This window comes from Sulfitobacter sp. L-8 (assembly GCF_056859255.1).
The window spans coordinates 265,909-280,549 of sequence record NZ_JBSXOD010000045.1 but is presented as its reverse complement, the minus strand read 5'-3'; the positions used below and the strand labels follow the sequence as shown (position 1 = coordinate 280,549).

Annotated in this window: 12 protein-coding genes and 1 tRNA gene; 7 read left to right on the top strand and 6 right to left on the bottom strand. The window is 55.7% G+C overall.

Going from position 1 to position 14,641, the window contains the following annotated elements:
• Positions 1-323: 323 nt before the first annotated feature.
• The 3 genes from msrQ to clpB form a co-directional block, all read right to left on the bottom strand.
• Positions 324-962 carry a protein-methionine-sulfoxide reductase heme-binding subunit MsrQ gene (gene msrQ / locus AC13DE_RS09495; protein WP_483047663.1) on the bottom strand — a complete coding sequence of 213 codons (639 nt, stop codon included), beginning with the start codon at positions 960-962 and terminating at the stop codon, positions 324-326.
• 24 nt (positions 963-986) lie between these two features.
• Positions 987-1,895 carry a protein-methionine-sulfoxide reductase catalytic subunit MsrP gene (gene msrP / locus AC13DE_RS09490; RefSeq protein WP_483047662.1) on the bottom strand — a complete coding sequence of 303 codons (909 nt, stop codon included), beginning with the start codon at positions 1,893-1,895 and terminating at the stop codon, positions 987-989.
• Between the two features lie 189 nt (positions 1,896-2,084).
• Positions 2,085-4,700, bottom strand: coding sequence for an ATP-dependent chaperone ClpB (clpB, locus tag AC13DE_RS09485; protein WP_446313813.1), 2,616 nt, complete (start codon positions 4,698-4,700; stop codon positions 2,085-2,087).
• Between the two features lie 421 nt (positions 4,701-5,121).
• Here clpB and AC13DE_RS09480 point away from each other — a divergent pair, with 421 nt between their 5' ends.
• The 3 genes from AC13DE_RS09480 to AC13DE_RS09470 all read left to right on the top strand — a co-directional run bounded on the left by AC13DE_RS09480 (position 5,122) and on the right by AC13DE_RS09470 (position 7,999).
• The gene (locus tag AC13DE_RS09480; protein ID WP_446295708.1) at positions 5,122-5,436 is read left to right on the top strand and encodes an orotidine 5-phosphate decarboxylase; all 315 of its coding nucleotides are present in this window, start codon (positions 5,122-5,124) and stop codon (positions 5,434-5,436) included.
• Between the two features lie 200 nt (positions 5,437-5,636).
• Entirely contained in the window at positions 5,637-6,326 is a 690-nt protein-coding gene (gene pyrF, locus AC13DE_RS09475; protein ID WP_483047661.1) for an orotidine-5'-phosphate decarboxylase, read from the top strand.
• Between the two features lie 419 nt (positions 6,327-6,745).
• Positions 6,746-7,999 carry a DNA polymerase IV gene (locus AC13DE_RS09470; protein ID WP_483047660.1) on the top strand — a complete coding sequence of 418 codons (1,254 nt, stop codon included), beginning with the start codon at positions 6,746-6,748 and terminating at the stop codon, positions 7,997-7,999.
• Here AC13DE_RS09470 and AC13DE_RS09465 read toward each other — a convergent pair whose 3' ends face one another.
• Positions 8,000-8,860 carry an N-formylglutamate amidohydrolase gene (locus tag AC13DE_RS09465; protein WP_446295712.1) on the bottom strand — a complete coding sequence of 287 codons (861 nt, stop codon included), beginning with the start codon at positions 8,858-8,860 and terminating at the stop codon, positions 8,000-8,002.
• Between the two features lie 150 nt (positions 8,861-9,010).
• Between AC13DE_RS09465 and AC13DE_RS09460 the strand changes: the two genes are divergently transcribed.
• From AC13DE_RS09460 to AC13DE_RS09445, 4 genes are all read left to right on the top strand, one after another.
• A tRNA-Val gene (locus AC13DE_RS09460) sits at positions 9,011-9,085 on the top strand.
• A 77-nt stretch (positions 9,086-9,162) separates the two neighbouring features.
• A complete protein-coding gene (gene ykgO / locus AC13DE_RS09455) occupies positions 9,163-9,288 on the top strand; it encodes a type B 50S ribosomal protein L36 (protein WP_005850168.1) in 126 nt (41 codons plus the stop codon).
• 210 nt (positions 9,289-9,498) lie between these two features.
• Complete coding sequence (yghU, locus tag AC13DE_RS09450; protein ID WP_446295714.1) at positions 9,499-10,365, top strand: glutathione-dependent disulfide-bond oxidoreductase; 867 nt, start codon at positions 9,499-9,501, stop codon at positions 10,363-10,365.
• A gap of 137 nt (positions 10,366-10,502) precedes the next feature.
• Positions 10,503-11,519: a Fe(3+) ABC transporter substrate-binding protein gene (locus tag AC13DE_RS09445; protein WP_483047659.1), complete on the top strand. Its 1,017-nt coding sequence runs from the start codon at positions 10,503-10,505 to the stop codon at positions 11,517-11,519.
• 96 nt (positions 11,520-11,615) lie between these two features.
• Here the strand turns inward: AC13DE_RS09445 and AC13DE_RS09440 are convergent, their stop codons facing one another.
• Together AC13DE_RS09440 and AC13DE_RS09435 are read right to left on the bottom strand one after the other, a co-directional pair.
• Complete coding sequence (locus tag AC13DE_RS09440) at positions 11,616-13,286, bottom strand: ABC transporter permease (RefSeq protein ID WP_483047658.1); 1,671 nt, start codon at positions 13,284-13,286, stop codon at positions 11,616-11,618.
• Positions 13,287-13,406: 120 nt separating this feature from the next.
• On the bottom strand, positions 13,407-14,633 hold the full coding sequence (locus AC13DE_RS09435; RefSeq protein WP_446295717.1) for a phenylacetate--CoA ligase family protein: 1,227 nt from the start codon (positions 14,631-14,633) through the stop codon (positions 13,407-13,409).
• Positions 14,634-14,641: the final 8 nt, after the last annotated feature.

Here is a 14,641-nt window from a genome sequence, read left to right as displayed (position 1 = left end):
GCTACGTAAACAACATCAGCTTAACCGCATCGTCCGTCCCGTCTAGCGCCCCATCACCGCATCGCTGCGCCTCCGGTGAGGGGCGTTCTACGGTTTGTTACATATACCCGCAACCCCTTTTTTCACTTTCTAAAGGTTTTTCTAAAAACAGTGAATTTTTTCTTAAAATCAGCACGTTGCTTGCGAAAAGATGCTCAGATGGTGGCCCTCGCGCAGCATTATTACTCTTACCATGGGTCAATCACGTGGGTCTGTTTTCAGCCCCGCAGGTTATCCACAGGAGGAAATCTAAATTGTGGATTAATCCGTCGGTATTGTACCGTTCATTTGGCCTTATTCGCCAGAATCGCGTTTGCGATCGGGCGCGCCTGACGTTTTTTTGGCAATCTCAGAATCAATAGCCCCAGAATTGCCGCCATATATAGAAGGGGTTCGATCTGAAGCCCTTTGACCAGCCAGATAAAATGCACGCCCCCAAGAATCACAGCGATATAGGTCAGCTTGTGAAGCTGCCGCCACTTTGGGCCCAGTTTACGTATCGAAAAGTTATTTGAGGTAGCCGCGAGCGGTATCAAACAAACGAACCCCGCCATACCGATGGTAATATAGGGACGCTTTAGTATGTCCGCCCATATCTGGCTAAGAATCCCGACATCGAGCACCAGCCAGACCAGCAAATGCAGGCACACATAGGTAAATGCCAGCAACCCCAAAGCCCTGCGGAATTTCAGGAGGTTGATCCGAAGGTAGCGTCGCGCCGGCGTGATCGCCAAACCGATGACGAGAAGTTGCAGCGCGATCAGGCCCAATTCCTGCTCGAGAGCCTTGATAGGCTCTGCCCCCAGCCCGCCGGTCTGCCCCTCATACAAAAGCCACGGCACCGGAAACATGTAAGATATATAGAGAACCCAAGTGGGCACCCGCCGGGCAAAGGCATTAAACGCGTCGATGACAGCGGACATATCTGGTTTCAATCCAAGCAACCGTTAAGTGTCTTTGCTCAGATCCATGCCAGCATAAAGTCCTGCGACCTCTTTTTCGTACCCATTGAACATCAACGTGGGTACCCGCCGCGAGAACAGCCCCCCACCGATGGGCCGTTCGCTGGCTTGCGACCAGCGGGGGTGATCCACCTGCGGGTTCACGTTGCTATAGAAACCATATTCACGAGCGTTGGCTTTATTCCAGCTGGTCGGGGGTTTTTTATTGGTCAAAGTGATCTTCACGATGGATTTGATCGATTTGTAACCATATTTCCACGGCACCACCAAACGCAGCGGTGCACCGTTTTGCTTGGGTATATCCTTACCATAGATACCTGTCGCCATAATCGTAAGGGGGTGCATCGCCTCGTCGAGGCGCAATCCTTCGACATAAGGCCACTCAAGCACCGGAAGCGAGACACCGGGCATCTCGGCTGGTCGCAATGCCGTTTCAAAGGCAACGTATTTCGCGCCAGACTGCACCCCTGCCATGGTAAGAAGGTCTGCCAGTTCAAAGCCGTTCCAAGGGACCACCATCGACCATGCTTCGACACAGCGGAATTTGTACAAACGCTCTTCGATAGTCATGGCTTTGAGAATGTCTTCGAAGGCGTACGCGCCGGGCTTGTCGACCATCCCGTCAATCTGCACTGTCCAGGGTTTGATCGTCAAAGCCTGGGCATACCGGGCGGGATCATCCTTGCCAGTGCCGAATTCATAATAATTGTTGTAACTGGCGATGTCTTCGTAACTGTTCGGTTCCAGCCCCTTCAGTGCTGCCGAGGCCCCGGTCGCCATGCCAGCCAAGCCGATCCCGGCCAAGGCACCACCGATAATCTGGCGGCGGTTCATGAACAGGTCTTCAGGAGTGACGTCGCTGTCCTTTAATGTATTGATCCATCTGTGGGCCATTTCGCGAGATCCTTACTCGTTATCATCATTTGTAACATGCATGTACGCTACAATATCTACTGCGCATCGGCTAAGCGACCAAATGCTAAGCCGCTTCGTTACAGCCATTACACCTCAATGTTAGAGCATTATGTTTAAAAAAAGGCCGAGGTAGCTTTTACCTCGGCCTCTGTTGCACGGACCCTTCAGTTAGTGGACGGTCGCGTCATCGGGTTTGGGGCGATTGCTGGCTGCAATCCGATCACCGATGATCAGGCCTTCGGCTCCGGCGGAAACAGGTATCAGATCCCCATCCAGCACGTCACCCGCCAAGATCATTTCAGCCAACGGATCCTGCAACGCCCGCTGTATCACCCGTTTGAGAGGTCGGGCCCCAAATACCGGGTCGTAGCCTTCATCAGCGAGCCACTTTTTGGCCCCCTCATCCAGTTCCAGGCCAATCTTGCGGCCTGCAAGGCGCTTGAGCAAGCGACCAACCTGGATATCCACGATCCCGGTCATGTCCTCACGCGCAAGGCGATCGAAAATGATAGTCTCGTCCAAACGGTTCAGGAACTCGGGGCGGAAATGGCCGCGCACCGCATCCATCACATCCCGTTTGGCCTGGACCATGTTACCACCCTCCGGAAGCTGGCTCAGCGCTTGGGCCCCAAGGTTGCTGGTCAGAACGATCAGCGTCTGCTTGAAGTCGACCTTGCGACCCTGACCGTCCGTCAGCACACCATCGTCCAACACCTGAAGCAGCACGTTGAATACGTCTGGATGTGCCTTTTCAACCTCGTCGAACAACACAACCTGATAGGGCCTGCGCCGAACGGCCTCGGTCAAGACACCGCCCTCGTCATACCCGACATAACCGGGAGGTGCCCCGATCAACCGCGCCACGGCGTGTTTCTCCATGAACTCGGACATGTCGATACGTACCATCGCGTGCTCGTCGTCGAACAGGAATTCGGCCACGGCTTTGGTAAGCTCGGTTTTACCGACACCGGTTGGCCCAAGGAACAAGAAGCTGCCCAACGGGCGTGCTTCGTCGTTCAGACCAGCCCGTGCACGACGCACAGCATTGGCGACTGCAATCACTGCCTGATTCTGACCAATCACACGGTTGTGCAACTGCTCTTCCATCCGCAGCAGCTTGTCGCGTTCGCCTTCCAGCATGCGACCAGCGGGAATACCGGTCCAACGCTCAACCACGCTGGCAATCTGGTCGGGACGCACGGCCTCTTCGACCATTACGTCAGCTTCGCTGTCTTCGGCCTCGCCCAGCTTACGCTCGAGCTGTGGGATCACACCGTAAGAGAGCTCACCCGCCTTGGCCAGGTTGCCTTCGCGTTTGGCAATATCCAGCTCGGCGCGCGCACGATCCAACTGCTCCTTCAACTCTCGCGAGTTTTCAAGCCGGTCACGCTCGCCCTGCCACTGCGCCGTCATCGCGTCAGCTTTCTCAAGAAGATCGCCCAGCTCTTTCTCCAACTTCTCGAGTCGGTCCTTGCTGGCGGCGTCGTCTTCTTTTTTCAAAGCTTCGGCTTCGATCTGTAACTGCATGATCTGGCGATCCAGTGCATCCAACTCTTCCGGCTTGCTGTCCACTTGCATCCGCAGACGGCTGGCCGCTTCGTCCATCAAGTCGATCGCCTTGTCAGGCAAAAACCGATCAGTGATATAGCGGTGCGACAGCGTCGCAGCAGCGACGAGAGCCGAATCGCTGATCCTAACGCCGTGATGCAGCTCATACTTCTCCTTGATGCCGCGAAGGATACTGATGGTATCTTCGACCGTTGGTTCATTGACCATCACAGGCTGGAAACGCCGCGCGAGTGCTGCGTCCTTTTCCACGTACTTGCGATATTCGTCCAGCGTGGTCGCACCGACGCAATGCAATTCACCTCGTGCCAATGCCGGTTTGATCAGGTTGGCCGCATCCATCGCGCCATCCGCCTTGCCCGCACCAACCAGTGTATGCATTTCGTCAATGAACAAAATCACCTCACCTGCGGCTTCGGTCACTTCGGTCAACACTGCCTTCAGACGTTCTTCAAATTCGCCACGATACTTTGCGCCGGCAATCAAGGCACCCATGTCCAACGCGAGCAACCGCTTGTTGCGCAGCGACTCGGGGACATCCCCGTCAACGATGCGCAATGCCAGGCCTTCGGCGATCGCGGTCTTACCCACGCCCGGTTCCCCGATTAGAACGGGGTTATTCTTTGTCCGGCGGCTTAACACCTGCATCGCGCGGCGAATTTCTTCGTCCCGGCCAATAATCGGGTCAATCTTGCCCGCGCGTGCACGATCGGTCAGATCAAGGCTGTACTTCTTGAGCGCGTCATATCCGTCTTCGGCGCTCGCCGTATCGGCAGTACGGCCCTTGCGAACGTCGTTTATCGCCGAATTCAGGCCCTGCGCGGTGACTTTCCCAGCATCCAACGCGTCTTTCGCTGCTGATTTGACCATGCTGAGCGCCATCAAAACCCGTTCGACCGGCACAAAACTGTCACCGGCTTTTTTGGCCAGACCTTCCGCTTCGGCCAAAACCTTGGCAGTGGTATTATCCAAATAAATCTGCGCGGCATCGCCCGACACCTGAGGCAACTTTCCCAAGGACAGGTTCAGGGCTTCTGTGACGCGCGCAGCATTGCCCCCGGCGGCGGCGATCAAATTGCTCGCCAAGCCTTGGTCATCATCCATCAATGCTTTCAGCAGATGCTCCGGCGTCAGCCTTTGATGGCTCTCTCGCGCGGCTATCGTTTGCGCAGCCTGAATGAAACCGCGCGATCTTTCCGTGAACTTGCTCAAGTCCATGGCACTCTCCTTTTATCATTAAGCGATCACTTTGGCGATGCCTGCCTCGCAGCACATCCCGTTGTGAACCTCGACTGAAATTTGGGGGCGAACTGGCTAGATTCAAGGGAAGCTCAACAAAAACACGTCAACCTGAAATTACGACTTCCACCGCATTTATCACAGATTGGTGAAATCCAGCCACAGCCAGAACCCCCTGAAAACATTGGAATAAATATCTGTTTCGCAAATATTCGCTTATGGCAAGTAAAATCAGAATCTGACACAATTGACTGTTTTTAAATAACAAAAGATAATTATCCACAGACACACGGTGTTAATATGGAACTTTTTAGTCACATCTGAGTTTTAACGATAGAACAACACGACAATCAGGCCGACACGCAACGCTAGGTACAACAATTACTGAGGTACAAAAAAAATGCAGACACGCCAAATCCAGATGAACGACGTTATGTACAATGCCGCCGAACAGTGCTTCGAGGCTTTGGTGACAATTCATGATGGCGATTGCTCTCGCAAATATGCCTGTTCGATCAATGCCCCCATGACGATGCCGTTTGCACAGGCTGCGCTGGGGCTGTCAAAGCAGGCCGAACGCCGACACCTTGGCCGTGGTGGTATGTATTCCGAGTTGCGCGTTCAGCAACCGGCGCCCCGAAACGGACGCCCCCGGTTTGATCCGAAAGCTTGGCTAGAGCATGTCGTAAAGCTTCCCGGCCTTCGCGCCGCCTGAGATTCTTATTTGGTGGAACTGCCTCTGTACCTGTCCCGGTATAGATTTCTGCCAATGCCAGAGACATTTGCCTGCCTGCACGTCTCTGATGACTGCCCGGATAGCCTAGCACTATCCGGGCTTTTTTTGTTTTATGGACAGCAGCACCTGGACCCCGTAAAGCAGGTCCGTTTGACCAACCCTGCCAACGGAGCCACCCCATGTCTGATGATCGCCTGATAGTTGCCCTAGATGTCCCTCACGCCGTTGCGGGTTTAGAGCTTGCGAATAAGCTGGGCGACCAGGTTGGATTCTACAAGATCGGGCTGGGAATGCTGACCGGTGGTGGCCTGGCCCTGGCGAATGAACTGGTGCAAGAGCATGGGAAACGCATTTTTCTCGACATGAAGCTGTTCGACATTAGCGCCACGGTTGAAGCCGCGGTGCGGGGACTTGCGCAATTCGATCTGGATTTTTTGACCGTACACGGCGACCCGCACGTCGTACGCGCCGCGATGGAGGGCGCATCAGGGTCAAAAATGAAGATTCTAGCAGTGACAATCCTGACTTCGCTTGACCGATCCGATCTGGACGCGGCAATGATCCAGCCTGGCGATATTCCCGATCTGGTCGCGATCCGCGCAGCCCGCGCCCTGGATGCAGGGGCCGACGGAGTTATCGCATCCCCTCAGGAAGCGGCGCTTATCCGCGCGCTGCCAGAAGCGGTTGGCAAACTGATTGTCACCCCCGGCGTTCGCCCGATCGGGGCCGCTTCGGGCGATCAAAAACGCATTGCAACGCCAGCCCAGGCGATCATCGATGGTGCGGACCATATCGTTGTGGGGCGTCCGATCTGGCAAGCACATGACCCGCTGGCCGCAGCCAGAGATGTGCTCGCCGAGCTTCCCTAGGCCTGCCGCAACAGCAGATTTAGTGTGCTTATTGGGTAACAGCACAAGTTTTGCTGAACTTCAGCGGGAATTTCATCTATGTGATTTCGCATTACTATGGCAACCTTACTTTGGTGATACTCCCCGACGAACTGGTTCTTCCTGAAGTTCGTCACCTCCCCCCCGCTAACACGCGGGGGGCCTTTCTCTCCATCTTTTGCTTGCACAGGCGCAACGGCTTTGCTTCTTGCGTCAGGTACCGTGACAATCACGGATGGCGGCCCAACCGCAGCTTTGACAGATACCCACGCCATCCGACCGTCCTGGATCTTTGCGCGGCTAAAGGCATCCGACCGATACGATCCGTCAAATGCCCATGTTCAACGGGTACGGCGTAGGTTAAACTCGGGTTAATCCAATCCATTATACCCACGGTACTCATGCCCGCGCTTTGCCGAGACTGCTTGACCCAGATTGCGCCTTCCCGCCGATGTCCGGTTTGCGGAAGCCCGCGGGTCGTGTCGCATGCCGAACTGTACGATCTTTCCATCGCGCATATGGATTGCGACGCGTTCTATGCCTCTGTCGAGAAGCGCGACAACCCCGCCTTGAACGGCAAACCTGTTATTATCGGCGGAGGCCACCGCGGCGTGGTCTCCACGGCATGCTATATTGCAAGAATAAAGGGCGTGAGATCTGCCATGCCGATGTTTCAGGCGCTCAAGCTCTGCCCCGAGGCCATTGTGATTAAACCGCGTATGGATGCCTATGTGGAAGCCTCTCGCGCGATCAGAGCCATGATGGAAGAATTGACGCCCGCCATCCAGCCTTTGTCACTGGACGAAGCGTTTCTCGATATGACTGGCACGACCAAGCTGCACGGTGTACCTCCTGCGGTCATGCTCGCAAAATTGGTGCGGCGTATGAAAACCGAACTGGGGCTGACCGGGTCGATCGGCCTTTCGCATAACAAGTTTTTGGCAAAACTTGCTTCGGACCTGGATAAGCCACACGGGTTTTCGGTCATCGGGGCGGCCGAGACCCAGACGTTTCTAAGCAATAAACCGGTCAGTATGATCTGGGGGGTGGGTGCCGCTACCCTTGGTGCGTTGAATCAAGCGGGAATTCAGACGTTCTCTGATTTACTTCGATGGGAACGCACGGACTTGATAGCCAGATTCGGCAGCTTGGGTGACCGGCTGTGGCACCTTGCGCGCGGGCAGGACAAACGCCAGGTGTCAGCGCACGAGCCGATGAAGTCGATCAGCAATGAAACGACTTTCAACGAGGACACGTCAGACCCACAACTCCTGGATGGTCACCTGTGGCGGATGGCTCAGAAGGTCGCAGACCGTGCCAAAGCCAAAGACTTGGCAGGTCGTGTCGTGGTACTAAAGCTGAAACGGTCCGATTTTTCGCTCATTACCAGACGGGTGTCCCTCTATGATCCCACTCAACTGGCCGATCGCATCTATCGCACCGCCCGGGGGCTGCTTGACCAATTGGGTGAATCGGGCCCCTTTCGGCTATTGGGATGCGGCATTGCCGAACTTAGCGCGGCTGACGGAGCCGACAGCGCCGGAGATCTGCTTGATCCAGACGCGCAGCGACGCACCAAGGCCGAACGCGCCACCGACAAGATACGCCAGCGCTTCGGTGACAAAGCCATCGTAAAGGGGCGTGCCCTGCGTTGATTATTCAGCCGCCAGCGGTATGCGGTTCTGTCCAATACTGGCGATCTCGGCCACGACGCCCTGCAACGCTTTTTGAACAGCTTCGAAATTTCCGTTGGGCCGTATCAGGGCTTCGTTCATATAAAGCGATCGGTCCAATTCGATCTGAACCGCGTGTTGATTGCGCGTAGGCCGTCCGTAAGCCTGCGTGATATAAGCCCCTGCAAAGGGCGTGTTACGGGTTACGGTGAACCCCGCCGTTGTAAAGGCCGCTTCGATCCGATCAACGATTTCCCCGCTTGCGGCCACGCCGAACCGGTCGCCCAGAACGACATCCGGGCGTTTTACACCGAATTTCGCGACGCCATCCATCGCTTCGTGGGGCATGGAATGGCAATCCACCAAGATGGCTTGCCCATATCGCTGGTGCGCCGCATCCAATAACCCCTGAAGCATTTTGTGATAAGGATGCCAATGTGTGTCAATCCTGCGCTTCGCTTCCTCGAGCGTGAGCTTACCCCGATAGATTGACCGGCCGCTGGCGACGACCCGGGGAATCACCCCAAGCCCCGACGCCACACGTGGGTTATGCCCCTGCACACGGATCCCATCTATCACGGCCGGATCCAGTTCGTCGCAGGCGCGATTCAGGTCAAGGTATGCGCGCGGTGCCCCGGCCATAAGAAACGGTGCCCCAAACCGAGGAGCCACGTTGAATAAAAGATCAACGAACGCGTCTTCGGAAGACCTAATCGTGTGGTCATCCAATACGGTGGATCGAAGAAACGAAAAATGGTAATTGCGCCCGGAATGCGGGGACGCGAACACAACACAGGACCGATACCGGTCTGGGTGTAGTACTTCATAAGCGGTGTGTGGCATTGGTGCACCTTTCAAAAATGAACATAGCGCAAGTTTTTACAAAGCCAAAACCCCTTGATCATGTCTTCGACTCTATTTATAGACCCCGCTACCGGCGCGGAAATTTCGCGCCCCGTTTTTGTTAGGGGCCGTGGTTTTCGTGTTAATAGGGGGTGATTAGCTCAGCGGTAGAGCACTTCGTTGACATCGAAGGGGTCACTGGTTCGATCCCAGTATCGCCCACCACCTAATTCATTGGTCCAGCAGCCGCTGGACTGCCCGTAACCCGGCGCTGGCCCGCGCCACGACAAAGGAGAACGACCATGAAGGTTCGCAATTCGCTCCGCTCGCTCAAGAACCGGCACCGTGACTGCCGCGTTGTGCGTCGCAAAGGCCGCGTTTACGTGATCAACAAGACGCAACGCCGGTTCAAAGCCCGTCAGGGTTAAGTTCTGCGCAAGCTGAAAACGAAAAGCTGTCCTTTGGGACAGCTTTTTTCGTTTACGATGTTCTTATTTCTACGCTCGGCCCGGCATTCGTTGGAGTACTGCGTTTCAGCGCCTAGCATTAGCCCATAAACTCGATCTGGTTCGTACTGGCGACTTGCATCCGCTTGCGCAACGCTCCGCCCGAGACGGACACAACCAAAGGAATATTTTATGACCGATCTGCCCGAATACACCCCGCCCGCCGTTTGGGAGTGGGAACAAGGGAATGGTGGCAAGTTTGCCAACATCAACCGTCCGGTTGCCGGTGCCATCGAAGAAAAGGAACTGCCGGTCGGCAAGCACCCCTATCAGCTATATTCACTTGCGACGCCGAATGGCGTGAAGGTTACCGTACTGCTGGAAGAGCTGCTGGCCGCGGGTCACAACGGTGCCGAATACGATGCTTGGCTCATCAACATTGGCGAAGGTGATCAATTCGGCTCGGGGTTTGTCGACATAAATCCGAATTCAAAGATTCCCGCCATGACGGACAACAGCGGGAAAACACCGCAGCGCATGTTCGAATCGGGTGCCATCATGTTGAATCTGGCCGAGAAATTCGGCGCATTCATCCCGAACGACCCAAGCCAGCGTACCGAATGTCTGTCATGGTTGTTCTGGCAGATGGGAAGCGCGCCCTATCTGGGCGGCGGTTTCGGTCATTTTTATGCCTATGCGCCGGTCAAGATCAAATATTGCATTGACCGTTTTGCCATGGAAACAAAACGTCAACTTGATGTGCTCGATCGCCACCTTTCAGACAACGAATACATGGCTGGCGAATACTCCATCGCCGATATGGCGATCTGGGCATGGTACGGTCAGCTTGTGCTGGGCCGGCTTTACGATGCGGCTGAATTCCTGGACGTCAAATCATACGAAAACGTGATGAAGTGGGCCAAGATGATTGACGCTCGCCCCGCTGTGGCCCGTGGCCGGATGGTGAACCGCGCATTTGGTGAACCTGCATTACAACTGCACGAACGTCATGATGCCAGCGATTTCGAGACCAAAACCCAAGACAAGTTAGAGAGCTGACACTCCTGCGTCCTGCCGTACCCAAAGCGGTGGGACGCTTACCTTATTGTTTTAGTCGTGAATTCCTTGCACTCCCCGGCAAAATCTGTTTCTTACAGTTTCAGTAAACTTTAACGATGCCCAGATGGAGCTCTAGAATGACTTTGACAAAATATGCTTTGACTGCTGCGCTCATGGCCACGGTCGCGATGCCAGCATTGGCCGAGGGTCAACTGAACATATACTCTTCGCGCCACTACGACACGGATGAGCGCCTTTATACCGATTTCACCGATCAAACCGGAATCACCATCAACCGGATCGAAGGCAAGGCTGACGAACTGCTGGCACGGATGCAGGCCGAGGGTGCCAATTCCCCTGCTGACGTCCTGATTACGGTCGATACAAGCCGCCTAAGCCGCGCAAAGAACATGGGGCTGTTGCAGCCCGTCGAAAGCGCTGTGCTGGAAGAACGTATCCCCGCCAACCTGCAAGACACCGACAACGACTGGTTCGGCTTTTCGCAGCGCGCCCGGATCATCTTTTACAACAAGAACAGCGTGGACGTTCCTCCCGCCAACTACATGGACCTTGCAGACCCAGCCTATAAGGGCAAGGTCTGCATTCGATCCTCAACCAACGAATACAACCAGACTCTGCTGGCCGCTATTGTAACGCATTTCGGCGAAAACAAAGCGACCGAATGGGCCGAGGGCGTTGTCGACAACATGGCGCGCGCACCGCAAGGTGGGGATACTGACCAACTCCGCGGTCTGATCTCGGGTGAATGCGAGGTTTCCGTATCAAACAGCTATTACTTCGCGCGCGCGCTTCGTACCGACGTGAACGGCCTGTCCGATAATATCGATCAGATCGGTTGGGTCTTTCCCGATCAAGACGGCAACGGTGCCCATATGAACCTATCGGGGGCCGGCGTCGCCGCGAATGCGCCAAACCGTGACAACGCGGTGAAGTTTCTTGAATACTTGGCCTCAGACAGTGCCCAAGCCTATTTTTCTGCAGGAAATGACGAATTCCCGGCAGTAAAAGGTGTCGAACTTGCTGAATCGGTCGCCAAGCTTGGTGAATTCAAAGCTGACGAAATCAACTTGTCGGAAGTTGCCCAGAACATTCCAACCGCACAAAAGATTTTTAACGCAGTCGGCTGGAAATAAGCAGCCTTCGCAAAAATCACGACCGACAATGGGCCGTATCGACATTTCGTCGGTGCGGCCTTTGTGTTGGCAGTCGCTGGTGTGACAGTGACTTGCCTAGCGCTGACGTCCGACTTGTCGGCAAATCAGAATTACCGGCAGCAGCCCCATGGCAACGATCACCAAGCTGGGTACCGCCGCACCTTCCAGGCGTTCGTCGCTGGCCAAACGGTATGCCTGAACAGCCAAAGTATCATAGTTGAAGGGGCGCATGATCAGCGTCGCCGGCAATTCCTTCATTACATCGACAAAGACAATCAACAACGCCGTCAGAAGACTCGGCGACAAGATGGGCAGGTGCACGCGACGCAGGGTGCCTACGGGTGTTTCACCCAACGACCGGGCGGCAGAATCCATATTGGTATGCACCATCGCCTGCCCGCCCTCGTACGCACCCAAGGCCGCCGCAAGAAACCGCACCAGATACGCGGTAACCAACAACCAGATCGACCCGGTTACCAATAACCCGGTCGAAACATCGAAGGTGCTGCGCATCCACGCATCCAACTTGTTGTCAAACAGGGCAAATGGCACCAATAGCCCTACCGCGATCACGCCCCCCGGAACCGCATAACCCAGCCTGGCAATATAGGCCGCCGCATTCGATATCTTACCCGGTCGCAACCGCTGAAAGAAACCGACGCACACTGCTGCTGCCACCGTCAACACGGCTGCCGTGCCCGCAAGCGTCGCAGAGTTTTTGATGAACCCCATATACCGGGGGCTAAGCAGGTCCTGTTCTGAACCGATCCCCATTGAAAACAGGATGATCACCGGAAAAACCGCGCCAAGCAAGACCGGCACGCCACACGCCACGAAAGCCGAAACCGCTCGCCATCCTCGCAGTTGCACGGGTGGCATGGCCACCGCACGGCGAGAAGGGTCATGGTACTTGGCCTTGCCACGTTGCGCCCTCTCCAGCATCGCCAACAGGAGTGCAAAGCTCAGCAGACATAGGGCCAATTGTGCGGCACCGGCCCGGTCAAACAGGGAAAACCAACTTGTGTAGATACCGGTGGCAAAGGTCTGAACCCCAAAATATGCCACCGTGCCAAAATCGGCGATAGTCTCCATTACCGCCAATAACACCCCGCCCGCGATGGCTGGGCGCGCAAGGGGCAAGCTGACCTTGTAAAAGGCGACCCAAGCACTGCTGCCCAAAGCGCGCGCCGCCAGAAATGTAGTCGCTGACTGTTGAAGAAACGCAGCACGCGCCAGCAAATACACATATGGGTAAAGCACCAGCACAAGCATCAGCGCCGCGCCACCCAGCGAACGAATTTCGGGGAACCAGTAATCGCGTGGTCCCCATCCGGTCACATCGCGCAACGTTGATTGAACGATGCCGGGATGATCCAGTATGTGGGTATAGGCATAGGCCAGCACATAGGCGGGAAAGGCCAGCGGCAATACCAATGCAATCTCGAGGAACCTCACCCCGACAAACCGGGTCATCGTCACAAGCCATGCGGCACCCACCCCGACGAGAAAGGTGCCTGTGGCAACCATGACAACCAGCAACAGCGTCGTGCCGGCATAGCCCAGAAGTACGGTATTCAGCAAATGCCGAACCGTTTCAGTGCCACCCATGAACGCCGCCAAAAGCACCGCAATCATCGGTAGGGCCGATATACCTGCAACAGCGATAGCGGCCGTGGCAAGCAGGCGAAGCCCGTCGCGCGGCCCTTTCGATGTAACCTTGGTCGGAAGTGGTGTCTCAATCGTCATGTGCTTGGTTTCGACTATTTTAGTCGGGAATGCCAGCACGGAGAAACACATTTTCGTCGCAGGCTTGATGCTCGTGCGGGGGTTTTCGCGAAGACCCCAAGGCGCAGCTTTTGATGTCCCTCAATCGTAGGTACGCCGGTCCTCGATCACCAAGCCGTCATTGGGCAGGCTTCCCGGCGTCGCCATGACAATGTCACCCTTGAGTTTCAGTACATCCATTACCGATTGCACGTATCTGTCGGGGTCACTGTGTTGTGCTTCGATATAAACCGTCATCAGGTCTTTTTCTTCGGCCCGGCTGGCAACGACGCGAGCTCTGGTTATTTCGGGGTGGTGCGCAACCAAAGCCGCGACCTGTTCGGGGCGCACAAACATACCCTTGATCTTGGTGGTCTGGTCGGCCCGTCCCATCCAGCCCTTGATTCGCATATTGGTGCGACCGCAAGATGACATGCCGGGCAAGACGGCGCTCAAATCTCCTGTGGCAAAGCGGATCAACGGATAGTCGGGATTGAGCGTCGTGACGACGACTTCGCCCACATCGCCCGGCGCAACCGGGATGCCCGTGCCCGGCACCACGATCTCGACGATGACATGTTCGTCGACGATCATGCCATCGGCAGCGGCGCTTTCATAGGCGATATTGCCCAGATCAGCCGTTGCATAGCTTTGCAGACAACTGATGCCGCGTTGAGCATAGTAGTCCCGCAGTGACGGGAACAAAGCGCCTCCGCCAACCGCCGCTTTGCTTATGTTCAAGGTCACGCCCATGTCATCGGCTTTTTCAAGAATGATCTTCAGGTAATCCGGAGTGCCGGCATAAGCAGTGGTGCCAATATCGCGGGCAGCGATAACTTGCAGCTCTGTCTGTCCGGTCCCGGCCGGCAATACGGCGGCACCCACCGCCTGTGCGCCTGATTCAAAGATCATTCCCGCCGGCGTCAGGTGATAGCCAAAGCAGTTGTGTACAATATCACCGGGGCCGATACCCACCGCATGCAGGAACCGCCCCATCCGCCACCAATCGGGGGCGGTCGACGACGGTTCGTAAATCGGCCCGGGTGATTGAAAGATATGGGTGAACGCATGAGCAGGCCGCGTGGTAAATCCGCCGAATGGCGATGAAAGCGCCTGTTGCTTGCCGATTTCAGATTTACGCAACACCGGCAACTTGGCGAGATCCCCGGCACTGGTCACCGACGCGGGATCGACACCATCCAAACTTCCAGCGTAACCCGATAACGCTTGAGCACGGGCAATCTGCTGCGGCAGGGCTATCGCCATATCAGCGGCACGGGTGCTGGCGCTTCGTATCTCAAGATCGTCAAAATGGGGCATCTGGGCCATATTGCTTG